The sequence below is a fragment of the Mycobacterium ulcerans subsp. shinshuense genome, from assembly GCF_002355775.1.
Lineage (GTDB): Bacteria > Actinomycetota > Actinomycetes > Mycobacteriales > Mycobacteriaceae > Mycobacterium > Mycobacterium marinum.
This window is the reverse complement of sequence record NZ_AP017624.1, coordinates 2,500,430-2,525,244: the sequence shown is the minus strand read 5'-3', so window position 1 is coordinate 2,525,244 and position 24,815 is coordinate 2,500,430. Positions and strand designations below refer to the sequence as shown.

Genomic DNA, 24,815 nt, shown 5'->3' with positions numbered 1-24,815 from the left:
CATTTCCGGACCCCCTAGCCGGCCGCGGCCGCGTTGGCCGCTTCGGTCGCCGCGTACGACCCTGAGCTGATGCCCAGGGTATTTACGAACATTTCGTGAATCGCCGAGGCTTGAGCGCTCACGGCTTGATACATCTGGGCATGTGCGGCGAACTGAGCCGCGGTCAGCGCCGAAACCTCATCGGCTGCCGCGGGCACCACACCCGTAGTGGGTGCTGCCGCGGCGGCATTCTGGGAGCTCAGCGTCGAGCCGATGCCCTGCAAGGTGCTGGCTGCCGCCGCCAGGGCCTCCGGCTGTGTGGTCACGTATGACATAGGAGTTCCTCCTCATCACCCGCGGGCCCGAAGACCGTCGGGATTTGATTGCTATCAACGCTAATTGGAACCGGCTTCGCGGCGCCCCTTCGCTGCGAAATACTCATCGTCGAACAGTCACTCTTCATCCGCTCTTCATTTACTGGCAACCTTTGAATCCGATGACGGTCACACGCAGTGGTTGTTGAGGCCATGACATCAACCTGCCGACGGCGGTCTGGTCAGGACGGGGTAGCGGAATCCGTAGCGCACGCCCAGGTTGCCGGTGCGCTGGGCGCCGCGCGATCCAACCGGGGATCCGCGCAGCGCGGCGTTCAATCCGTTCGCAGGGTTCGCTTCGCCCGGTGAGGTAGTGAAATTGGTGCTCACGAGGTTCGTGGATGCTTGTTCCACCGCACCGGGGGTGGTGCCCCAGCTGGCCGGAACCGATAGGCCGCCGACCTTGCTGGACGACGCAAAGCTCGCCATCGGGTGCCAATGCCAGGTATCAGCGCCCAAGGCGGCGAATTCGGGTGTCGGGTACCAGGCATCACCGGCACCGGCCGTGGTTCCCCCGGGGCCGAAGGTCAACTGCTGGGCTATCGACCAGCCGGAGTTGCCTATTCCCACACCGAAGTAGGCCTGCAGTGTTTGCCTCAGCGCGTTGTACATGCCGGGATAGAGGCCGGCATAGTTGTTGTCCGGCGTCGGCAGCCCGTAGGTCAGGAAGTTCTGTACTTGCGTCTGAATGATCTGCCACACGGTTGGCGATGACGCCGCCGACGGCGACATCGACGACACTGAAGACAATGAAAGTTGCTGCAGTCCGGGCACTCCGGCGGACGACAGCAGCTGCGGGATGGTGGCCGTGATGGTCTGCGCGGAGTCTCCAGCCGGCGTGGCAGCGGCTTGGGCAACGACAGCGGACTGACCTCCGGCCGCGTTCACCGAGGTGGTATCCGGTGGTGGCGCGAACCGCGGCAACTCCGTGGCCAGCGCCGACGAGCCGGCGTAGCTGTACATGGCGGCGGCGTCTTGCGCCCACATCTCCATGTATTGAGCTTCTGTGGCCGCGATAGCCGGGGTGTTCTGGCCAAAGAAATTGGTCGCCACCAATGTCATCAACAAGACCCGGTTGGCCGCAATCACAGGCGGCGGCACCGTCATCACAAATGCGGTCTCGTAGGCCGCCGCCGCCGCGCGGGCCTGGCTGGCCGCGGTCTCGGTCTGGGCGGCCGCCGCGCTGAGCCAAGTCACATAAGGAGCAACGGCCGACATCATCGAGCACGATGCCGGGCCGAGCCATGGTGAGCTAGTCAGCTCTGCAATCACCGAACTGTAACCAGATGCCGCAGAGCTCAATTCGGCCGCCAGAGCATCCCAGGCCGACGCAGCAGCCATCATTGGCCCCGATCCAGGGCCGGTATACATTCGGCCTGAATTTATCTCGGGAGGCAACGCCCCGAAATCAAACACCCACCCCTCCTAAAGCCGCCCACGATCGCAATCGCGATCCGGACACAGCAATGCCACCCCAGCATCGGCCAGCGAGGCCGCGACCGTTCGTGTAATCACCACCTTCTGCCCCCCGGCCCAGCTGGTTGAAGCCGTCTCGCCAAACGGCCTCAGCACTGCGAACGGGCGTTACTCGTTGATCCGGCATGGTCTTCGAGACACGTCGCGGTGCGAAAGATGCGCGCCAGGAATTTTTCGGGCGAGGCGTTGTCGAGAGCATCTGCAGCTACCGTCACGGCCAACTTGTGGTCATCAGCGCATGACCTTTCAGCCTCGAGAAGACCGCATCTTAGCACCAACATGCAACAGCTGCCACGTTGCAGAACTATTGCATAGGGAACACATTAGATGACCCGACCGGCCTCCGGCGCCGAAGACGCCAACTATTCATTCCCCGTAAACCATAGTTAAACTGCTGTTACCCTAAATACAACTATCCGTTAATGTTTAGTTTAGAAAGACAGCGGCCGTCCGAGGTCCGTCAGGCGGCCACTTTTGTCACTCCTCGTCGAGGATGAGCGCCATTTCGGGGCAGCTAGCCACACCATCGCGGGCCACTTGCTCGTCCTCGGGTCGCACCTCGTGCTCTTCGAGAATCGAGTAGCCGGATTCGTCGATCGGAAACAGGTCTGGATCCACCGCGTAGCACTGGGCGTGGCCGACACACTTGGAGCTTTCGAGGCGAATCTTCACCGGACTTCCTCTCTCGAGTCTCAACCCAGCTTGGAGCAGGTCAGCTCGGACCACACCGATCAATAGGTAGATTAGCTTGTCGATTGATGGTCACGAGTCCCTCGTGGCCTCGGCTCCGCGGCCAATCCGTCGGATATGAACTCGGATGTGATCGACGTCGGATTGTTGGGTGTTTGCCGACCGTGCGATATTGACCGTGTCATCAAGAGTTTGGCGGCCCCGATGACCTCCGACTAGAACGGAAAACGGAAGACTTGAGCGAATGAGTACCCCCGGCGAAGGTTCGGCCAGCTCGTTTTATCTACCGCGCCTTGAATATTCGACATTGCCGCTAGCCGCCGACCGCGCGGTCGGGTGGAATACGCTGCGGGACGCCGGGCCCGTGGTCTTCATGAATGGCCACTACTACCTGACCCGGCGCGAGGACGTGCTCGCGGCGCTGCGAAATCCCAAGATCTTCTCGTCGCGGATCCTGCAGCCACCGGGCAATCCGCTGCCCGTAGTGCCCCTGGCGTTCGACCCGCCCGAGCACACCCGCTACCGCAAGGCGCTGCAGCCTTACTTCAGCCCGCATGCCCTGGGCAAGTCGCGGCCGGTACTGGAGCGCCACGTGGCAGAGATGATCGCGGGCTTCGCCGGGCGCGGTGAATGCGATGCGATGGCAGAGTTCGCACGGCTGTACCCATTCCAGGTATTCCTGGACCTCTATGGCCTGCCGCTGCAGGATCGCGACCGAGTGATCGCGTGGAAAGACGCAATTATCGGCGACAAGCTCTATCTCACCCGCGAAGAGCTCGAAGTCGGCCAACTAGAGCTGCTCGAGTACCTCAACAACGCGATCCAACAACGTCGCCAGAACCCCGGCTCAGACATGTTGTCACAGGTGATGACCGGCCCCGGCGAGTTCACTGATCTCGAACTTCTGGGCATGAGCCACCTGTTGATCCTTGCTGGTCTGGATACCGTGACCGCCGCGATCGGATTCTCGTTGCTCGAGTTGGCACGCCGGCCGCAGCTACGCACCCAGCTTCGCGATAACCCGAAGGAAATAAGGGTTTTCATCGAGGAGATCGTTCGGCTGGAGCCGTCAGCGCCGGTTGCTCCACGAATCACCACGGATTTTGTCAACGTGGGCGGCATGACGCTACCACCAGGCTCACAAGTGCGGCTGTGCATGGCCGCCGTCAACCGCGACGGTAGCGACGCCATGTCCACCAATGAACTGGTCATGGACGGAAAGGTGCACCGGCACTGGGGATTCGGAGGTGGACCACACCGTTGCCTGGGCTCACACTTGGCGCGGATAGAACTAACCGTGATCGTTGCCGAATGGCTCAAGCAACTGCCCGACTTCGAACTGGCGCCCGACTACAGTCCCGAGATCGCTTTCCCGTCAAAGACGTTCGCACTCAAGTCATTGCCGCTGCGCTGGGCCTGACACGGTCAGGCCCAGCGCAGCGGGCCCGGTCTTACTTTCGCACCTCGGTCAGGGCAACCTGAACGAATACGCCGGTGTCCTCGGCCATCAGCAGGCCTCGGCCGCGAGGCAGCGGGCCACCCTTCATATTGCCGCGAATGAAGCCCTCGTCAGGATCGGCATCCATCACCAGCAACGGCGCATTCGCCTGATGCAACGCCCGCAACATCGGGTCGCTACCTGCCGACGACCAACCACCGAAGGACCTCGTCACGATGACATGCAAACCGACGTCAGCGGCCCGGTTGACCCAGGGAGCGGCCTTGTGCAGCGGCGAATCGAAGCCCGGTGGCAGCTGCTGGATGTCGTCGACGATCAGGAAGATCTCCGGACCACTCCACCACGACCGGGACAGCAGCTCCTCGGCTGACAGCCCAGGTGGTGGCTCCCGGCCGGCCAACACGGCGGCCAACTCGCCCATCTTCGCCTGGACGCCATCGAGGTTGTAGGCGAACCGCTCCACATAGTTGGAGCCCAGCGCGGTCAGCAGCTGACGGCGCGGGTCGATCAGCCAAACCTGCGCCGAAGGTTGCCCGAGTGGCGGAGCGGGAACGCTGGTGGCGCCCGGTGCATACAACCGCCCGATCTCGGACATGATCGTGGCCAACGTTGTGGTACGCCCACATTCGCGCCGGCCCGTCACCATCAAGTGCGAGTTCTCGGCGAAGTTGAGGTACACCGGCTGCAGATCCAATTCCGATATCGCCCAGGCAATTCCGCCGACACCAACACCTTGACGGGTATCCCGGGCGGCGAGCTGGCGCACCTGATCCACACCGAAACTCGCCGGCAGGCGACGCACCGGCGGCGCCTGGGAGGTCGTGAGCCGACTGACCGCCGCAACGACACTGTCACACTCGAAGACGTTGGTGGGGGTGCTGCCCATCGCCGGCCTCGCCACCAATGTGTGCAGGCCCGCCTGGGGATCGCTGTCCAGCCGGACGTAGTTGACCGCGACCATGCCGCGGCCGGGCTTGACCGGGACATCTTTGGCGAACCGAGAACGCACCAGCTTGGCGTCCTCCACCGCGGCCAAGCGCAGTTCAACGCGGGAACCGAACCCGCTGCGCACCGGGGGCCGCAGCTCAGATTCACGATCGGCAGTGACCACCACGTGCACGCCGAACGAGGGTCCCTGGTTGATGATCAGGTTCACCTGCTCGATCAGCACCTCGTTTTCCTCGGCGAGAGCGCGGTAGTTGTCGATCACCAGGTACACATCGCCGAAGCCATCGTTGGGCACCGGACCGGCTTCCCCACCGAATTTGCGCCGACGGAACATCTCCATCGAGGCAATTCCGTATTCCAGGAAGCTGCGCTTGCGCTCACGCACCAAGGCCAGCAGCTCGGCCACCGTCCGACGCACGCCATACGGGTCCGTCGGGCCAGCCACCTCACCCACGTGAGGCAGCTTGGAAACCGTGGTCAACGCGGTGCTGCTGTACGCCAGGCAGTAGAACTGAACTTGATCGGGCGTGTGAGTCAGCGCCGCCGAGGAAATCAGTGTCTGCAGCGCGGTCGTCTTGCCCGATCCACCCGCGCCCAAGATCAGCACGTTGGACCCGGGACCAGAGGTGTCCACGGTCCACGGCGGCTGGTCATGCTTGAACGGGCGGTCAATGACACCGATCGGGAACACCAGGTTCCGAGCGGACCCATACTCCTTCTGCCACGGGTGCCCGAGGAACCGGTTGACCAGGTCGTCGATCGCGACGGGCTGGGTCAGCGGCGGTTGCCACAGCCGGTAGGGCTCGAAGTTGATCCTGCGCAACTGATCGATGATCACGGTACCCACCTTGGGCACTCGGATGCCTTCTTCCTCGGCCTCGGCCTCGGCCTCCTCGACCACTTCGCCGTTGGCGTGCGCGACCACCTTGTCGATCTCGGGTCCGCCCACCGTTACCTCGAGTGGGGTGAATGAGTTGGTGAACAACTGCGGGCGAATGTAGTCGATGCTGTGCACCAACACCGGCGCTTCCTCGCCGTCGACGGTGATGCCGGGCTGGAAGTAGTCCCGCCAGAGGAATTCGGCCTGGAACCGGATGATGTCTTCGAGGCTCTTCCGGAAGTAGCCCAGACCTGCCTGCGCCGGCAGATTCACCGCGTTGGGCACACCCGCCGCCTGGGCGGCCCCGGCAGTACGTGCCTTCAGCACCAGGCGGTAACCCATGTTCTCCATGAGCTTTTCGGCACGGCTCTCGATGGTCTGCGAGGCCATCATCAAGTGGATCCAATAGGCACGACCCTGCCGGCCGATCGAGTCGAGCACGTCGACCGCCGTCGGCATGATGCGGAACCACTCGTAGAACTCGTCGATGACCACCACGAGCATCGGCAGCGGCGCCATGTCCTGGCCGCGTGCGCGCATCCTGCCGCGAACCGAGTTGTACTCCTTGGCGTCGTCCACACCCGCGCTGTCACAGATCGCCTTGCGCCGGGCGATCTCGCCCCACAAGGCGTCCAGGAAGCGTTCCATCAGCGCCTGGTCTTCTTCCAGGTCGGTGATGATTCGCGAGACGTGTGGCACGCCGGCGAACGGCTTCACCGCGGAACCACCCTTGAGGTCGGCCAGCACGAACTGCAGCTCCTCGGGCGGATGTCCGAGCATCAGCGATTCGATCACGGTCCGCACCAGCGTCGACTTACCGGAACCCGTGGTACCCGACATGACCCCGTGCGGGCCGTCACCACCTTCGTCGAGGGACTTCATGTCCAAGAACAGCAGCTCACCGTTGTCGGATCGGTTGCCGAACGGCGCCCGCAACCGCGACCGGCCCATGCTGTCAGTGCGGCTCCTCCACAAATAGTCGAAGTCGATGTTGCCCGGGTCGTCGATGCCGTAGTAGGCCAAGATGTCCCGAGCGCCAATGTGGGCAACCCGCTGACCGATCTCTTCGTATGCCTCGGCCAGCCGCCACTGGGCCAACTTCTGACCGAACTCCTCCGCCTCCGCGATGCTCACGTGGTCGGTCAGGGCGAAGAACCAGGCGTTGTCGTCGATCACCATCCAGGTGTCGCGGTCGCGGGGCAGCGCCTCGATCACACCAGTCTTGTCGAACTCCAACTTCCGCTCCGGGACGTTCGTCCACATCGGGGAACCGGTCAGGTCGAAGAACGTCACCCCGTCGACGCCCTCTGCGCTGATCACGTACTCCCACTGCGGGTCATCGACATCACAGATGATCACGGTGTGCGGTGTCGGCGTCTGCGCCGAGGAACTGGCGTGCCGTGGCGTGAAGGACCCTCGTCCGGCGAACAGCTCGCCTTGCTCGGCGGCGAACTCACGCACCGAGCTGTAAACCATCCGCGCGTTACCCGCCGCGTCGTAGCGCCGTGAATCACCGAAGTGCGGAAGCCACTTCACCCATTCCCACTCGGCCAGATCGGAACTGACGACGATGAACTGCACGTGGTCAGGCCCGTGCGAAAAGGTGAGCTGGCAGATGATTGCACGCATCAGTCCCAACGCCTGCTCGCGCTCTCCGACCAGGGCATACCAGGGTTCGACAAGCAGCGAAATCATCTTGGGCAGGTTGTAGACGACGCTTTGATAGCGCCCGAATTCCTGCAACGCCTTACCGGTCACCGGCTCGAGTTCGATGTCGGTCGGCATGTTCTGCGGCTCACCCCAGGTCACCTCGGGGCGGGTCATGCCGACACCGACGCGCACGACCCCGAAGTTGAGGTCTTTGCCGTCGGGTTTGCGTTCCCACATTCGCGGCGAACCGACAGCCGCTGCCAGGGTGCTAGGCGCCGGATGGAACCAGCGATAGTTGGAGTCCATGCTGTCCGCAGACTCCTGAGCCGTCTCGCGCAGCATGTCCAGCATCAGCATGAACTGGGCCCGCATCGCATCGAGCTTGGGGCGGCTCATCTGCTGCTGTCCGCCCGCGCCGACGCTGCGGAACATCATCATCATGATTCCGACCATCATGAAGATAGGGAAAATCGAGCCGACGCCGCCGAAAACGTGCGAACCGCTGGCAAACACCATGCCCACCATGCCGCCAAGCAGGCCGACCACGACGACGCCAACGACAATCAACCACCAGGGCTTCCCCTCTGGCGGGGGGATGCTCAACGGTGTTGGCAGAACGATGTTTTCGGGCTTGATTACCGGCGCCTTCTCGGGCGTCGGCCGGGCGAATCCACGTTTCACTTCGGTACCACCAACTCTGCTGGGCTCATATCCATCGGTAGCGTGTCGTGCTCCACCAACGCATCCGCACGTGACAACGTCGGGCCTTGTGGCAATAGCCGCAGCACCACCCAGGGTGCCGGGCTGGGCGTCAACCCCAATCCCAACGCTTCACGCGCTTCTTTGGTGTCCTCAACCCCGAATCGCGCACCGGCTTCGGTAAGCCACCACAGCGATTCAGTTGTCTGGGCGGCCGGGTTGTTTCCGGTAACGGCGACGAAGTTCGCAAAGTTGGGGCCGAAATAGACCTGGTCAGCCTCGCGGCCGGACATGTCCGCCTTCGCCAAGTCGACCACCTTGTTCATCTCGTGTGGCGCGACTGGAATGTTGGGTCCGGAAATCACCTGAACCCGGGACCGGTTCTCACCGGCGGTCCGTTCCCACCACCAGCAGGTTGAGGGATTGTCCCGAATGTCCATCACATTCAGCGGGTCGTCGGGGTAGGCGGACAGATCCAGCCTGTTGACCACCGGCATCTTGGCCAGCGAGGAGGGCTGCACCGTGACCGGCTTGGTGTTGCCCGGGCGTCCCGCGTTTTGCAGGATCTGGGCCACCAGTGGCGGGAGAGTCTGCACACCGTCGGTCAAGACCAGCGAATACTGCTGCGGTCCACTGATCTGAGGCGTGACGATCACCGTCCCGACGGGCCCGGGAGCACCCGGGAACGTCGCCGCCGCACCGTCATCGGGCACCTCCGGAACTACCAACTCCGGTCCAACCGGCAGCGCGTCATAGAGCGCATGGCTCATCGGACGTGCCTGAGTGACTTGTTCGGGCGTCAGCCCCAACGGCAGCAGTACCGACCGGTCTGTGGCGTCGATGCGGGAGCGACGTCCTTCGCGGATCACCCAGGCATCACCCCCGTAGCGCAAGACCACCGCGTCGGAGCCCTTCAGCACCCGCCGGTGACCAGTTAGGTCGGGTGTGCCGTCGATAACGGTCACCGTTACGCCGTGCGGCGACTGCGGCATGGTCGACGGACCCGCTACGGTGTCGCACACTAGCCAGGACGACGTGGCAGGACTTGCTGGATTGAAGTCCGACGGCGCGCCAGGGATACCCACCAGCGGCCCATGCGGCATCGAGTCGATCTGGCTTCCCCGAACCAGATGCGGGTTGGAAGCCCGCCCGGTGATCAGTCGTGCCGACGCCAGGTTGAGCGCTGGGTACAACCGGTCCCCTACCCGAACATAGAGAGCGCCGGAATCGCGGTCGGCGATGATCGGAGAATCGTTGATCTGGCCAGAGGGGCTGATGAACGACCAGAGCAGCGATCCCAGGCAGATCACCAACGCCGCCGACACCGATGCAACGACGGCAAGCGTCTGACGACGGCCCGGCTCGATTTCCATCCGCACGCGCCAGCGGGTTAATGCCATCGCGGTTCGACGGGCCAGGAACTGATAACCCGTTACCTGCGTCCGCGTCGACAACCCGAGGCCGTAGCCTGACCCCCGCTGTCCGCGGCCTTGTTCAGCCACGTTAGATCACCTTTCGCTCTGTTTCAGAACGCCTGGATGCTGGCCTGGATACCCGGCGTAACGCTGATCACGTTGACAACCGTAGGGCACCGGGCCAGAAGTCGCCATGCGACGCTGACCGTGCTGGACCCCCCAAGGATTCGCTGTGTCTCCTGTGCATGTTAGCGGCGAATCGCCGGCGTGGCGCGCCAAGTGGCAAACACCCGGCCGAAGGTCGCTGACCTGCGGCGCAGTGCGACGATGCGGTCGATGTCGGGTGGGTGGGCCCCGTCAAGGTCGCCCTGCGCGCGACGCGTCCTCAGGGTTGGACGCAAGATGGGCGACATGACGGAGCTTGCGCCCTCGCTGGTCGAACTCGCCCGCCGGTACGGCATCGCCACCGAGTTCCAGGACTGGAGCGGCCAGTGCATACCCGTCTCTCAGGACACTTTGGTGGCCGTGCTGGCTGCCCTCGGCGTTCGGGCGGACACCAAACAGCGGCGCAACGCCGCCCTGACCGAGAACCTGCGGTCGTATTGGACGCGCTCGTTGCCGGCGACCATCGTCTCGCGTGCTGGCGCGCAAACGCGTTTTTGGGCGCATGTCACTCACGGCGCTCCGGCCGACGTCTGGCTGCAGCTCGAGGATGGCACGCTGCGTGGCGAGGTGGCGCAGATCGACAACTTCGCTGCGCCGTTCGAGCTGGACGGTCGCTGGATCGGCGAAGCCAGCTTCGTGCTGCCTACCGATCTGCCGATCGGCTACCACCGGGTGTATCTGCGATCCCACGACTACGAGACCAGCACGGCCCTCATCATCACCCCGGATTGGCTGGGGCTGCCGGAAAAGCTCGGAAACCGTCGAGCCTGGGGCCTGGCCACGCAGCTCTATAGCGTTCGATCGCGGCGGTCCTGGGGTATCGGAGACCTGACGGACCTGACTGATTTGGCGCTCTGGTCGGCCTACCGCCATGGCGCCGACTATGTATTGGTCAACCCGCTGCATGCGGCGGCACCGACCGCGCCCATGGAGCCCTCGCCCTACCTGCCGACATCCCGGCGATTCTTCAATCCGATCTACCTTCGTGTCGAGGCGATTCCGGAATACGCCGATCTACCCAAGCGAGGGCGGGTACGCCAACTGCGTGAGAACGTGCAACGGGGGGCGGACCAGGTCGCCGTCATCGACCGCGACGGGATATGGGCGGCCAAGCGCGCAGCCCTCACCCTGGTCCACCGGGTACCCCGCTCGGCGGGGCGTGAGCTGGCCTATACCGCGTTCTGCGACCGGCAGGGCCGAGCTTTGGATGACTTCGCCACCTGGTGCGCGCTGGCCGAGCGGTACGGCGATGACTGGCACCGTTGGCCGAAGCCGCTGCAGCATCCCGATGCCTCTGGCATCGCGGCTTTCGCGACCAAGCACGCGGATGCCATCGACTTCCACCGGTGGTTGCAGTGGCAACTCGACGAGCAGCTAGCCGCGGCGCAGTCGGAAGCGACCGGTGCCGGCATGTCGCTGGGGATCATGCATGACCTCGCCGTGGGCGTTCACCCCAACGGGGCCGACGCGTGGGCCCTACAGGACGTGCTGGCCTTGGGCGTCACCGCGGGCGCACCCCCGGATGAGTTCAATCAGCTCGGGCAGGACTGGTCGCAACCGCCATGGCGGCCGGACCGACTCGAGCAGCAGGAGTACCAGCCGTTTCGCGCGCTCATCCAGGCTGTGCTGCGGCACTCAGGCGGGGTCCGGATCGACCACATCATCGGGCTGTTCCGGCTCTGGTGGATTCCCGAGGGAGCCGCCCCAACCGAGGGTACTTATGTGCGCTACGACCACGAGGCCATGATCGGCATCGTCGCGCTGGAAGCGCATCGCGCCGGAGCTGTGGTCGTCGGCGAGGATCTCGGCACCGTCGAACCTTGGGTGCGTGACTACTTACTCCTGCGCGGCTTGCTGGGCACCTCGATCTTGTGGTTTGAGCTCGACCGGGACGGAAACGGTGACCCGCTTCCGGCCGAACGCTGGCGGGAGTACTGCTTGTCGTCGGTAACCACGCACGATCTTCCGCCGACAGCCGGGTACCTGGCCGGCGACCACGTGCGATTGCGCGAAACGCTGGGGCTGTTGACCCGACCGGTGGAGGTCGAATTGGAGGCATACCGGGCGGAGCGAGCCGCCTGGCTAGCGGAATTGCGCCGCGTTGGCCTACTCGACGAAGCGGCCGGAGCCGGCGTAACAGCCGGGCCGGAAGACGACCCCGAACAGGTCGTGCTCGCGTTGTATCGCTACCTGGGGCGGACACCGTCACGGCTGCTGGGGGTGGCACTGACCGACGCGGTTGGCGATCGGCAGACCCAAAATCAGCCGGGAACCACAGACGAGTATCCGAACTGGCGAGTTCCGCTGGCCGGCCCCGACGGCCGCCAGGTGCTGCTGGAAGACATCTTCAGCAATGCCAGGGCCGCCAGGCTGGCCAACGCCGTTCGCGATCAGACGACGCCAGAAAGTATCCGGTAGTCCGGTCGGCTTCGGCGGCGACGGGCGTGGCGCCAAGTTGGCCGCTGCCAGCTGTCTCGCTAAAACCGTTGCGTGACTGCAGATTCAAGCCAGGCCATCGCTCTGGGCTACCGCAACTGCGCCAGGTTGCGCACCGAGGTGTGCACCTCGGATCGGAGGATTCTGGCTACCAGCCGCCCAATCGGCCCACCTAGCGGACCCCCCGTCATATCGGCGGTCAGGTGAAATACCGATCCCGGGTGACCCGCCGCGACGGTCATCGCCACCGCGAGCCGCACTCCGCCCCGCCCACGCCCCCGCAGCTCTATGTACTTCGGCTGGTCGTATTCGGTAACCGTCCAGCCGATGACGTTGCGGAAGCTCATCGAACCGGTCTAGATCCGAAGCGACCGTCCAGGCGGTAGCGGGCTCGAGATCCGATGACGTCGAAACCTCCACGCTAGCCATGAGCCAGCCCCACTCCCCCTGTTGCCCCTCTTGCCGGCGACACCGGCTCGTCCCCAAACAGGACCGGGGGCGTCGTTCGGGTTCGCATACCCAGCCCCGGCCGGCAGCTAAACGAGAAACGACCCCAGCGGGGCGGCGCCCTAAGCAGTTGTCAGCGGTTGCCCCATCAGGCCAGCAGCCCCGGCGATAGCTATTGATCGCACTGTCGGACAACGGGATTGATGACGATCGGCTAGCCGGACCAAGGGGATCTGGCTAGATTCCGGTCCAGGCGTCGTCCAACTGGGTCGCCACATCGATGATCTGCGCGGCTTGTGAATGCGGTGCGTCGATCTCGTCCGCGACGTACTGGGCGATGAAACGCCGAATCTCACCGTCAACGCCCGCAAGAATGCGCAGGACCTCTCCCCTGATGGATTTCGAGGACACATTGACCGTGATGTCCGACGGACGCGGTTTCGATACGTCGACTATCAGCAGTAGCGGCTCGGCGGCGCGCGCGGTCGCGCGCAACGCGATGTCACCGGTCACCGAGAATCGCTGCTTGTCGAGGCGCAGATCCAACAGAAGATCGATCGACAAGGGAATGTGGATGACGAAGGTGATCAGATCACCCAGCTTTCGGGTCACCCGCGGATCCTGGATTTTGACTTTCGCACTGACTTTGGCGATGCCTCCGGGGCCCTGAGCGATCGGTTCCATCGCGAACTCGCTGCCCGCGATGTCGGCGAACGCCGCCGCGACGCGGTCCGGGGTGACTGCAACCTCAAAAAACCTGCGGCCGAAGTCCTCGTAGGAGACGTAGTCGTGATTTTGCATAGGTTTATACCGTCTCATGTCGCCTGCTGAAATGGACACTGATCCGCTCGCGTCGCACAAATATGCCACCTGGGCGCAGGACAGCGAGTGCCGGTGGGGTATCGACCTGTGTGATCTGCAACATGAGCTGGTGACTTGTGAACAACCCCACATGCGGCCGCCTCGATTCGGTGTGTCGGGCGCCGGCCTGCCACCCTTGAACTAATTGGAGGTGTTTGGAGTCTGATGTGCGCCCAGAAATATCCTGAGCAGCGCTCGACCACCTCGCGGATCGAGGGGCAGCTCACCTGGCTTGGTGGCGGGCACTGGCGTGAACCCGGTGAGCGCCATGAGAGGTCCACGCACGCCGTCGCGGGCGCTATTCTGGCCTTCGGAGCCGTGTTGGCCTGGCTCGTCGCCGGGCTGGCGGTGAGCGAATCGGTGAGCTGGCCCGGCTGGGCCGTGGTTGGCGTGACACTGGTGTTCGGCTTGCTGATTGGAGCGGTTACCCGCGGCACCGCTAGTGCTCTCACTCGACGCTGGCCCAGCATCGTGTGACGCGCCGCGGTCGCGGTCGCCGTCGGCGTGGTGGTGGGCGAGCTCGCCGCGCTTGTCGCATTCTCCGGTTCGATTGACCGATACCTCGACGAACATGCCCTGCGCAACGCGCAGACAGCCCCGGCCGTGGCAGCGGCTTCGGAGTCGCTACGGCAATCGCGCACGGCGCGCCGCTCGCTGGACAACGCGGTCGAAGAAGCTCGCGTCCATCTGGATAGCGCCCTGGTGGTTGCCCGGTGCGAGTACCACCCCACGGCAGACTGCCCACAGACCAGGATCACCGGCGTTCCCGGTCGCGGACCCGAAACACGAACGGCGAATCAGCTTCTCGCGGACTCGCAACGCGAGTTGGACAACGCGCTGGCGGCCCGGGCTCGCCAAGCATCCAACCTGGACGCCAAGGTGGCTCGTGATGAGCAAGCGCTGGCCGAAGCCCAACGCGCGGTGGTCGCCAACGCTGGTGGCGGGCTGGGCACGCGCTGGGTGGCGATGAACGCGCTGACATTCGCCAGCAAGGGCGCGTTGGCGTTGCGGCTGCTGACGATCGCGTTCTTTGCGCTTGTGTACTTGTTGCCGCTGATCCTGTGGCTCTGGCGGGGCGAGACGACTCACGACCGCCATGCGGCGGCGCGCGCGCAGCGCGAGCGTGCCGAGCTCGACGCGGACACCGCTATCGCGGTCAAACGGGCCGAAGTGCGCCAGGCCGCCGAAATCATGTGGGCCGAGTACCAACTCAATCAGACCCGTATGGCCCTCGAGGCCCAGGCCGAAATCGACCGTGCGCAACAACGCCGCCGCGTCATCGAAGCACTGGAGCTTCCGATGCACGCTTCGTCGCAACGTACCGACGAGCCAGTGGAGGAAGACATGTATCTGCCGATCGCAGCCGAAGCAGAAGCCGCCGCCAGCCGGGCAGTCGCAGAATTGCCGGCCGGGGCAGCGAAAGCCGATACTGACACGACCCATCACCTTCCGGCGCAGGTCGAGTCGAGCCCGACGGTAGAGCGGCACGAGCAGGACCGCGCGGCGCCGCTGATCCCGTCGATTCCTGACGCCACAAAAGCCGCGGCGCGCTGGATTCGCCCGTTGGTGCCCCCGTTCGTCGCGCGTGTCATCGACAACACCACCCAGCCGATCCGCAGCGCGCGTCAGGTGTTCGAAGAAGTTGAGGAGATCGCTTTTTCGTTCAAGCGCACGCGCAAGGTAACGGTGAACACCGAGAGTTCCGACGACCATCGCGAGCAGCCCGCACCCCAATCCGCCGGTGCCGATGCTCCAGCCCCCGTCAATCGCATCGCTTCGTCGCGCGGAGACGCCGAATCGGGCAGTTGGGCCGAAGACGGCGAAGGACTGGAAACCCACCAGGGGCAGCCCTCGCTGGGGCAGGTGCCTGCCGCAGATGTGGTGGGACTGCCGGTCGGGACGACAAAGCAGCACGGCCGGCGCGAATTGGCCGAACGGGAGGGCCCACGCGAGCTGCGGTCGCCCGACGGTCCGCGCCAGCTCCCGCCCGGCAAATAGTCGTGCGGCTTGCGACAGCGGTCGCACCACAGCGGCGGCGTATTATCCTGCCGACGCGTGGAATCGGTGCCGACAGCAGTGACACCCACCGTTGTATCTGGCCGGATTTCATACGGATTGGGAGCAGGACAGAATCTCGTGGATCTCATCACGGCGGTAAACGCAGGGTCTAGCCCAAAGGAGTTCCCCGCACGAGCGGTCGGGATGCGGGTCCGCGCATGAAGGTCAGCGTCTTTCTTGCCGATGCCGCCCATGCCGACGTTCAGTCCGGAAAGATCCACACCCTCGGCCTGGGTTGGCGACAGTGCCAAACACCCACGCCCCCTTTTGCTTTAGTGCTTTTCGTAGACATTGACTGGAATGAGACCAACAAGCAGCACAAGCTGAAGTGCCAGCTGTTGACTACCGATGGTGACTTGGTCGTGGTGCCGGGGCCGAACGGACCGCAGCGTGTGCTCTTCGAAGCCTCCGCCGAGGCAGGGCGACCGCCCGGCGCTATCCACGGTACGTCGGTTCGGATGCCGCTCACCCTCAACATTCCTGCCGGCATTCCGCTGGAACCGGGCATATATGAGTGGCGAGTGGAGGTCGAAGGCTATGCCAGAGCCACGGCGGTCGAGTCGTTCGTGGTGACCGGCCCCGGTGTTCCACCGGCGCCTTCGGAGTGATGGCTTGCGCCGGAATGCCCACCGCGGAAGACACTTTCGTGGTGGCGTTGCACCGGACGGCGTGATATCGATTGCAGCAGGAGAGCGGTTCAATGAGCACTGAGGATCAAGTCACCGTCGATGCCGACCCGTACATCTGGCCTTTCGATGGCGACATTGCCATCGGGCGGACAGCGCTAGTCAACATCGACTGACAAGTCGACTTCGCCGGTCAAGGCGGCTATGTCGACACCATGGGCTACGACCTGTCTTTGGTACGTGTTCCCCTGGGCCCGGCGCAGACCGTGCTCGAAACCGCGCGGAAGCTGGGCCTGCTGATTGTGCACACCCGCGAGGCCTCACCCGAGGTGAGCCGGGATGGGAGATCATCCCGGAGATGGCGCCGTTGCCAGGAGAAAAGGTCGTGGACAAACTTGGCAAGGGAAGCTTCTACGCCACCGATCTGGAGTTGATCCTCACCACCCGCCGTATCACCCATCTGATCTTCACCGGCATCGCCACTGATGTCTGTGTCCACACCACGATGCGCGAAGCCAACGACCGAGGGTACGAGTGCCTACTGCTCTCTGACTGCACCGGCGCGACCGACTACGCCAATCACCTTGCCGCCCTGAAGATGATCACCATGCAGGGCGGTGTGTTCGGCGCCCATCCCACCGGCGCGGCGCTCCTCGAGGCGTTCGACAAAATCCGCGACAGCCAGGCCCACGCGGAACTGGGCGGCACCCACGCCGACACCCCGCGAGCGGTCCTGGCAAGACGCTAGTTGGAGGGATCGCCGCCGGCACCACCGGAGCCGCCGGCACCACCGGACCCGCCGGACCCGGTGTCGCCGTTGGGCGGATTGCCCCCTGAGCCAGCGTCGCCGAGTTTGCCGCCTTCCCCGATACCACCGATGACGCCGCTGCCACCCGTGCCGCCGTGGCCGCCGGTACCTCCGTAGGCACCCCCGCTGCCGAACGGTGCGGGCGCCCCAGTACCGCCGGCGCCACCGGTGCCGCCGTCACCACCGGCCCCGCCGGCGCCGTTGAAGCCGTTGCCGCCGTTCCCGCCGTCACCGCCAGTGCCACCCACCTTTGCCTCGATGCCAACGCTCGCATCGTATCCGGGGCCGCCCCTGCCGCCGTTCCCGCCGTTCCCGCCGATGGTGCTGTTGCCACCGTCACCGCCATCAGCGCCCTCGTAGGCAGCCGAACTGTAACTTACGGGTTGCTGGTTCGGGGCGTCTCCGCCGTCCCCGCCATCCCCGCCAGGCCCGATCGCACCGTCGCCCCCATTACCACCTCTGCCTCCCCAGATTTCGGCGAGACCGTTGCCGCCGTCACCACCGTCCCCACCGGTGCCCCCGTCTCCGCCGGAACCGCCTCGACCACCCTCCCCTGGGTTCCAGAGACCGAAGCCGTCGCCGCCGTCGCCACCCGAGCCGCCGTTACCGCCGGCTCTCCAGGCGCCGGTCGTGCCGGTGCTGCCCTGAGTGGACCCAGTCCCGCCAGCGCCGCCGGCCCCGCCGGCAAAGGCCTCGCCGCCCCTACCACCGTCCCCGCCGTTGCCTGCGCGATTCGTCAAGGTGGCGTCGAGTCCGTCCATCCCAAGACCGCCGGTGCCGGCGAATCCGCCGTTGCCGCCGTCTCCACCGTCACCACCGGCTCCTCGGGTGCCACCGCCACCAGCGCCCGCGGCGCCGCCGTTGCCGCCAGCCCCGCCGGCGCCGCCAGCCCCGCCATCGCCACCACCCTGGCCGTCGCCGCCGTCTCGGTCGGTCCCGCCGCTCGGAACGCTGCCGTTGTTGCCGTTGTGCCCGTTGCCGCCGTTGCCGCCGTCACCAGCGGCACCGCCGTTACCCCCGGCCCCTTGGCTGCCGTTCTGGCCCACACCGGACACAGCCTTGCCACCGGCACCGCCAGCGCCTCCGGCACCGCCATCACCACCATCGCCGCCGGCCCCACCGGCCGTACCGTCAGCACCACCGGACAGACCCGAGGTGCCGTCGGCGCCGTCGCCGCCGGATCCGCCGGTACCGCCGGCACCGCAAGCTCCGCCGTCACCCCTGGCGGTCCCGCCGTTGCCGCCGGCACCGCCGGCACCACCCTTACCGCCGTCACCACCGTCCTTGCCGGCTTCTCCTGACGCGGCACCCGAGGAGCCTGCCGTGCCGGCGGCACCGTTGCCGCCCTTGCCGCCGGTGCCGCCGTCGCCGACTACGCCACCATTACCGCCCGCACCACCGGCGGCTCCGTCTTGTCCGGGAGCGGTCGCGTTCGCCCCAGCACCGCCGGTGCCGCCGTCGCCGCCGTCACCCAAGTGGCCGGTACTGCCATGGTCGCCAATTTGGGAACCGGTGCCGAAGGACCCTCCGGTCCCGCCGGTGCCGGGGTTGCCGCCATTGCCGCCCTTGCCGCCGACCCCGTTGTTGACTGCCCAGGTGCCGTTGCCGCCGTTGCCGCCGTTGCCGGCCGTACCACCAGTTCCGCCGGCCCCGCCGTCACCGCCGACACCCTGGCTGCCGTCGCTGTAGCCCACCGCCTGCGCGGTACCGTCGGCGCCACCATTACCGCCGCGGCCGCCGGTACCGCCCTTGCCGCCGTCACCGCCCTCACCGCCCGCGCCACCTGCCGGGCCCGTGGTACCGACCTGGCCGGCCCCGCCAGTTCCGCCGACACCGCCGTCGCCGGCACTGCCACCGGTGCCACCATTGCCGGCATTGGCCCCGCCCTTGCCACCTGCTCCACCCACGCCGCCGTCGCCGGCCTGTCCGCCGGCTTCACCGTTGCTACCAGCTGAGACACCTGCGACCCCAGCCTTGCCCGCGCCACCATTACCGCCGGTACCGTCGTCGCCCCCGTCGCCGTAGAGCCCGCCGTCACCGCCGGCACCTCCCGCCCCGCCGGCGACACCGATTGCACCGCTGCCGCCGTTGCCGCCTTTGCCGCCGTTGCCGCCGGCGGTGGGGCTGAGCCCGTCTGCGCCATGAGCGCCGGTGGTGGCGCCGGCTCCACCAGCCCCACCGCCCCCGCCCAGGCCCGGATCGCCACCGTCGCCACCTGCCCAACCGGAACCACCGGCACCGCCGTTGGCACCCACCACATCGCTCGACCCGGCCGTGCCGATCGATCCGGTACCTCCGGTGCCGCCATTGCCGCCATTGCCGTAGCGCCCGCCGTCGCCGCCCGCACCGCCAGCGCCCCCGGTGCTGCCGGTGGGACCCGTCGTACCGCTGCCGCCGTTACCGCCGTCACCGCCGTTGCCGCCAGTGGTCTGGGTCAGCCCATCCGCGCCGTGGGCACCGGTAACCGAGCCGGTTCCACCAGCCCCTCCATCCCCGCCGTCGCCGCTATCGCCACCGTGGCCACCATTGCCCCCAGCCAGCCCCGAGCCGGCGGCCGCGTTCGCGCCATCGCCACCATCACCGGCGCCTCCACCGGCCCCACCATCACCACCGGCTCCCCCGACACCTCGGATGCCATCGGAAAATCCCGCAGCCTGCGCCAGCCCACCCGCACCACCGTTGCCACCGGCCCCACCAACACCACCCATACCGCCACTGCCACCAGCGGTGCCGTCCAGGCTCAGCTCGGTACCGTCAGCACCACGGCCACCGTCCCCACCAATACCCCCGGTACCACCGTCTCCACCAGCACCACCGGCACCACCGTGGCCAGCCAGAGCACCGCCCATCCCACCGGCCCCGCCAGCACCACCGCCACCACCGTCCCCACCGCCCGTACCATCACCCCCAACCACCGACATCCCGACATAGCCGGCAACACCATCACCACCAGCACCACCAACACCACCGTTGCCGTACCGGCCACCATCACCACCAGCCCCACCAGCACCACCGCTGGCACCCACGGTGCTGGCATTGGCCCCATCCCCACCGTCACCGCCGTCGCCGCCAGTGGTCGGGCTCTGCCCGGCGACGCCGTGGTCACCCACGACCGAGCCGCGACCGCCGGCTCCACCAGCACCACCCACACCCGGGTCACCGCCCTGCCCGCCGGCACCACCGGCGCCACTTCCAGTCAGGAATGAACCCGCGGCCCCATCACCGCCATCACCCGCGGCGCCGCCGGCCCCGCCAGCACCACCAGACCCGCCGGCACCCCGACCGCCCAAGAATCTGATCAGGCCGCCCTTGCCGCCATCTCCGCCAACCCCACCGACTCCGCCGCTGCCACCGCTTCCACCACCGTAGCCAGCACTACCCGCGACAATCCCGTTGGCACCTGCACCGCCCGCTCCGCCAAGCCCCCCGACGCCGCCCAAGCCTCCCGCGCCGCCGGCACCGATCAACCAGCCACCCCGCCCGCCGGCACCACCGTTGCCGGCGCTGCCGCCGTCGCCGCCGGACTCACCAATCCCGCCCGATATCCCGTCGGCGCCGTTTCCGCCGGCACCCCCGCTGCCACCGGCACCCCACAACCCGGCGGCAGCGCCACCGGAGCCGCCGTCACCGCCAGTTCCGACCACGCCGCCCGCTCCGCCAGAGCCACCGACCCCACCGCTGCCAAACAAGCGCCCACCGACGCCGCCGTCACCGCCGGCCCCACCGTTGCCGAAGCCGTCGCTGGCACCGCCCACACCACCTGCGCCGCCACGCCCCAGCAGCGGGGCGTTGCCGCCGTCGCCGCCGGCCCCGCCGTCTTGGCCGCCAACACCGCCAGCGCCACCCAGACCGCCGGTGCCGATCAGACCCGCATTTCCACCGGCACCACCGCCACCACCAGCACTAGCGAGGCCCCCGCTACCGGATCCACCGGCTCCGCCGGCACCCCACAACCAGGCCCCTCCGCCGGCACCGCCGGCACCGCCACTCAACGCACCCTGTCCGCCAGCACCGCCGACGCCGCCGTTGCCGTACACCAACCCGCCACGCCCGCCGACACCGCCACTACCGCCGTTGCCCGCCGCGTTGATTCCACCCGCTCCGCCGGCGCCGCCATTGCCAAACAACCCGGCCGACCCGCCGGCACCACCGGACTGACCAGCCGCTCCCGAGCCGCCGGCACCACCGTTCCCCCGCAGCAAGCCCCCGGCCCCACCAGCCTGGCCGGACCCTGGCGTTGCATCCACGCCATTGCCGATCAACGGACGTCCCAACCACGACTGTGTGGGCGCATTAATCGCGTTCAGCGCATTCTGTTCCGCGAGTTGCAAGGCCGATATGAGCGATGCATTAGCCGTCTCCGTGCTGACATAAATTCCGGCGCCCGAAGTCAGCGTCTGCACAAATTGTTCGTGAAACGCCGCCATCCGGGTGCTGAGCGATTGATATTCGGCCGCGTGAGTACCGAACAACGTCGCGATCGCCACCGACACCTCATCGGCCGCAGCGGACAGCACCGTCGTGGTCGGTCCCGCTGCCGCGGCATTGGCCGCCCCGATCGAAGACCACCGCCCGATGCCCCCGTTGCGCCGATGCTCGATCCGTCGCCGCTGAGGCCGCCACCGCCCCCACTGCCGCCCTGGCCGGCCGTACCGCCGGTACCCCCGGTTCCGCCGGTACCAAACCCCGTGGCATAGCTACCGGTGCCGCCAGCACCGCCGGTTCCGCCGGTCCCACCGATTCCGCCTTGGCCACCGGCGCCCCCGGCGCCGTCGACGCCGTCCTGGAACCCGCCAGCCTGGGCCTGGCCACCGAGTCCTCCCGTCCCGCCGGTTCCGCCGGTGCCGCCCAAACCACCGGTAGACCCGCTACCACCTTGCACGCCCGAGCCCGTGGGCATCGACAAACCCGTGGCGCCGGTGCCGCCCTGGCCGCCGACTCCGCCCGTGCCGCCGGCACCGCCAGCGCCACCGTCGCCGGCTTGGGCTCCGCCGAGACCCCCGGCCCCGCCGTCACCACCGGTTCCTCCGGTAGCACCGGCGTCGCCGGGCAGACCCGGCGTCGTGCCGCCGGCACCCGTGGCGCCTTTGCCGCCGGTGCCGCCCGTGCCACCATCGCCGCCGTTGCCGTAGAGCCCACCGTCGCCACCGGCCCCACCGGTCCCCCCTTTGGATCCGGTAGCGCCGCTGCCACCGGTGCCCCCGTCGCCGCCGTCGCCACCACTGGTGGGACTGGTCCCCGCCTTGCCGGTGCTCCCCGTGGTCAAACCGGTCCCGCCTTTGCCGCCAGCTCCCCCAGCACCGGGATCACCGCCGTCCCCGCCATTTCCACCGGTCGCACCGGAACCCGCCGCCGCATTCGCGCCGTCGCCGCCATCGCCCGGATTCCCTCCCTCGCCACCGTTGCCGCCGTCACCACCGGCTCCTTGGGTGCCGTCGGAGTATCCAGCCGCCTGCGCCTGACCGGCGTCGTTGCCGTTGCCGCCGGCGCCCCCATCACCCCCGGCCCCGCCGTCCCCGCCGTCCCCAGCGTTGAGGTTGCCCCCGGCGACTCCGTTGGCGCCGTTGCTGGCGTCACCCCCCTTACCTCCGGTGCTGCCGTTACCGCCATCGCCGCCGTCGCCACCGTGGCCCGCCAACGCTCCGCCCGTGCCGCCGGCTCCGTCGATTCCGCCCGCCCCGCCGTCGCCCCCGTCGCCACCGTCCTGTCCGGGCGTGAGGCCTCCGAAGCTATTTGTGCCGGAGGCTCCGTTACCGCCGTCGCCCCCAGCCCCGCCGGTGCCGCCGTCGCCTCCGACACCCTGCGTGCCATCGGCGAAGCCGGTGGCCTGGGCCTGGCCAGCCGCACCGCCATTGCCACCGGAGCCGCCGGCTCCGCCGGCTCCGCCGGCTCCGCCGTTGCCACCGTCGCTGCCGTCGAGCGACAAACTGGTGTTGTCGAATCCTTGACCGCCGTCTCCGCCCTGTCCACCAGCGCCGCCGGTGCCGCCGGCACCACCATCACCACCGTCGCCGCCGACACCACCGCCGCCTCCGGCGCTGACGGCGTCGGCTCCACGGCCACCACTGCCGCCGTTGCCGCCGGTCGTGGCAATAGCCCCGTCCGCGCCGCGGTCGCCCGTAGTCGATCCGGACCCGCCGGCGCCGCCAGCGCCACCCAGGCCCGAGTCGCCGCCGCGCCCACCGGGTCCACCGGTGCCATCGCCCCCGCCCGCGAACGTGCCCGTGGCGCCGGCGCCACCATCACCAGCGGCCCCACCGGTACCGCCCTGGCCGCCGGTCCCACCGGCACCCTCACCGCCCAGGAAGCGGATCAGGCCGCCCTTGCCTCCAGCGCCGCCGATGCCCCCGGCGCCGCCACTGCCGCCGTTGCCGCCCGTGCCACCGGCGCTAGCCGGCACGAGCCCGTCGGCTCCGGTACCACCGGCGCCACCGGTGCCCCCGATACCGCCCGCGCCTCCCGCCCCACCGGCACCGATCAACCAGCCACCGCTACCACCGGCGCCGCCGTTACCCGCGTCACCGCCGGCTCCACCGGACTCACCGGCGCCGCCCGCCAAACCGGTGCCGCCATCCCCGCCGGCACCACCGCGCCCGCCGCTACCCCAAATTCCGGAGTCGCCCCCCACACCGCCGTTGCCACCGGTACCGACAGCTGCACCGCTTCCGCCGACACCGCCGGCGCCACCGACCCCGCCGTCGCCCGAACCAGCACCACCACCGGCGCCACCGGTACCACCGCCATCCAGCAACCCCGCGTTACCGCCAGCGCCACCGACCCCGCCGTCGAGGGCGCCGCCGCCCCCGGCCCCACCGGCACCACCGGCGCCCCAGAGCCCGGACCAACCACCGGAGCCTCCCGCACCTCCGACCATTCCTTGTCCACCGGCGCCGCCAATTCCGCCGTTGCCGTAGAGAATCCCGCCGCTGCCACCGGCCCCGCCAGCAGCACCGGTGCCCGACGCGCCGGCAGCGCCGCCCGCGCCCCCGGCACCGCCAGTACCGAATAATCCCGCCGCCCCACCAGCGCCGCCAGTCTGGCCAGCGCCTCCCGATCCGCCATTGCCGCCATTGCCCCACAAAATGCCGCCGGCCCCGCCTGCTTGCCCGGTGCCGGCAGCTCCATCGGCACCGTTGCCGATCAACGGACGCCCGAACCAGGATTGCGTGGGAGCATTGATCAGTTGCAGCGCAGCCTGTTCCACGGCCTGCAGGGGTGCAGCATTGCCCACCTCGGCGGCCGCGTAGGACCCCACTCCCGCGCGCATTGTCTGCACGAAGTCGTCGTGAAAGGCCGCCATCCGCGTACTGATGGACTGATACTCGACAGCGTGTGCGCCGAACAGCTCCGCAATCGCCTCCGACACCTCATCGCCACCAGCGGCGAGCACGCTGGTAGTGGCCCCCGCGGCCTGTGCATTGGCGGTGCCGACCAAAGACCCGATCCGCGCTAGGTCTGACGCAGCCGCGGCCACATACTCCGGCAACACATTCACAAACGACATTCCCACCCCTACCCACTCGTTGACGAGAGCTCCGTGGGCCAGCCTTGCCAGCCCAGATTTCGAGGTCAACGGCGTCGCACACACTTGATACACAGGCCCGCTAGCGGCACCCGACGTCGTCTCAGGCCGGGGCTTCGACCTGTGATCGCAGCCAGATAGATGGTCGAGTCCGTCTCACATTGAGAAGTTATGAATTTCTCAAAAACGGGGGGCGGCTTTCAGTACGCAAAGGTAAGAATGTGGCTCACACGAGGTGATCACCGACCCGCCCGGAACTCTCAGACCAAGCCCTGATCCATCCCATCTCGAACACCGGAGTGGATGCCCTTGACATCGACAT

Annotated in this window: 10 protein-coding genes and 4 pseudogenes; 5 read left to right on the top strand and 9 right to left on the bottom strand. The window is 67.2% G+C overall.

Annotation, left to right across the window (positions count from 1 at the left end; all coding sequences use genetic code 11):
• Positions 1–14: 14 nt before the first annotated feature.
• The 3 genes from SHTP_RS11305 to SHTP_RS11295 all read right to left on the bottom strand — a co-directional run bounded on the left by SHTP_RS11305 (position 15) and on the right by SHTP_RS11295 (position 2,501).
• Complete coding sequence (locus SHTP_RS11305) at positions 15–314, bottom strand: PE family protein (protein ID WP_012394386.1); 300 nt, start codon at positions 312–314, stop codon at positions 15–17.
• Positions 315–512: 198 nt separating this feature from the next.
• Positions 513–1,769: a PPE family protein gene (locus tag SHTP_RS11300; protein WP_096370637.1), complete on the bottom strand. Its 1,257-nt coding sequence runs from the start codon at positions 1,767–1,769 to the stop codon at positions 513–515.
• A 537-nt stretch (positions 1,770–2,306) separates the two neighbouring features.
• Entirely contained in the window at positions 2,307–2,501 is a 195-nt protein-coding gene (locus SHTP_RS11295) for a ferredoxin (RefSeq protein ID WP_011740946.1), read from the bottom strand.
• A gap of 262 nt (positions 2,502–2,763) precedes the next feature.
• Here SHTP_RS11295 and SHTP_RS11290 point away from each other — a divergent pair, with 262 nt between their 5' ends.
• Positions 2,764–3,939: a cytochrome P450 gene (locus SHTP_RS11290; protein ID WP_096370636.1), complete on the top strand. Its 1,176-nt coding sequence runs from the start codon at positions 2,764–2,766 to the stop codon at positions 3,937–3,939.
• A gap of 31 nt (positions 3,940–3,970) precedes the next feature.
• Here SHTP_RS11290 and eccCa read toward each other — a convergent pair whose 3' ends face one another.
• Positions 3,971–8,137: a type VII secretion protein EccCa gene (eccCa, locus tag SHTP_RS11285; protein ID WP_096370635.1), complete on the bottom strand. Its 4,167-nt coding sequence runs from the start codon at positions 8,135–8,137 to the stop codon at positions 3,971–3,973.
• Positions 8,134–9,657 carry a type VII secretion protein EccB gene (eccB, locus tag SHTP_RS11280; RefSeq protein ID WP_036426618.1) on the bottom strand — a complete coding sequence of 508 codons (1,524 nt, stop codon included), beginning with the start codon at positions 9,655–9,657 and terminating at the stop codon, positions 8,134–8,136. The genes eccCa and eccB overlap by 4 nt, the downstream gene beginning before the upstream one ends.
• 324 nt (positions 9,658–9,981) lie before the next feature.
• On the opposite strand from eccB, the gene malQ reads away from it, so the two are divergent.
• Positions 9,982–12,153: a 4-alpha-glucanotransferase gene (gene malQ, locus SHTP_RS11275; protein WP_096372429.1), complete on the top strand. Its 2,172-nt coding sequence runs from the start codon at positions 9,982–9,984 to the stop codon at positions 12,151–12,153.
• Between the two features lie 107 nt (positions 12,154–12,260).
• On the opposite strand, the pseudogene SHTP_RS11270 reads toward malQ, so the two are convergent.
• Together SHTP_RS11270 and SHTP_RS11265 are read right to left on the bottom strand one after the other, a co-directional pair.
• Positions 12,261–12,600, bottom strand: a pseudogene (locus tag SHTP_RS11270) (SRPBCC family protein).
• A 255-nt stretch (positions 12,601–12,855) separates the two neighbouring features.
• Positions 12,856–13,419 carry a hypothetical protein gene (locus SHTP_RS11265; protein ID WP_012394378.1) on the bottom strand — a complete coding sequence of 188 codons (564 nt, stop codon included), beginning with the start codon at positions 13,417–13,419 and terminating at the stop codon, positions 12,856–12,858.
• A 225-nt stretch (positions 13,420–13,644) separates the two neighbouring features.
• Between SHTP_RS11265 and SHTP_RS11255 the strand changes: the two are divergent.
• From SHTP_RS11255 to SHTP_RS28835, 3 genes and pseudogenes are all read left to right on the top strand, one after another.
• Positions 13,645–15,477: pseudogene (locus SHTP_RS11255) on the top strand (DUF4407 domain-containing protein).
• A 218-nt stretch (positions 15,478–15,695) separates the two neighbouring features.
• Complete coding sequence (locus tag SHTP_RS11250; RefSeq protein ID WP_012394376.1) at positions 15,696–16,145, top strand: DUF6941 family protein; 450 nt, start codon at positions 15,696–15,698, stop codon at positions 16,143–16,145.
• Between the two features lie 92 nt (positions 16,146–16,237).
• A pseudogene (locus SHTP_RS28835) lies at positions 16,238–16,911 on the top strand (cysteine hydrolase family protein).
• Here SHTP_RS28835 and SHTP_RS28830 read toward each other — a convergent pair.
• Together SHTP_RS28830 and SHTP_RS30690 are read right to left on the bottom strand one after the other, a co-directional pair.
• Positions 16,908–21,479, bottom strand: a pseudogene (locus SHTP_RS28830) (PE family protein); the annotation flags it as partial. The pseudogenes SHTP_RS28835 and SHTP_RS28830 sit on opposite strands and share 4 nt — an antisense overlap.
• Complete coding sequence (locus SHTP_RS30690) at positions 21,362–24,475, bottom strand: PE family protein (RefSeq protein WP_197706241.1); 3,114 nt, start codon at positions 24,473–24,475, stop codon at positions 21,362–21,364. The gene SHTP_RS30690 and the pseudogene SHTP_RS28830, both read right to left, overlap by 118 nt.
• Between the last annotated feature and the right edge of the window lie 340 nt (positions 24,476–24,815).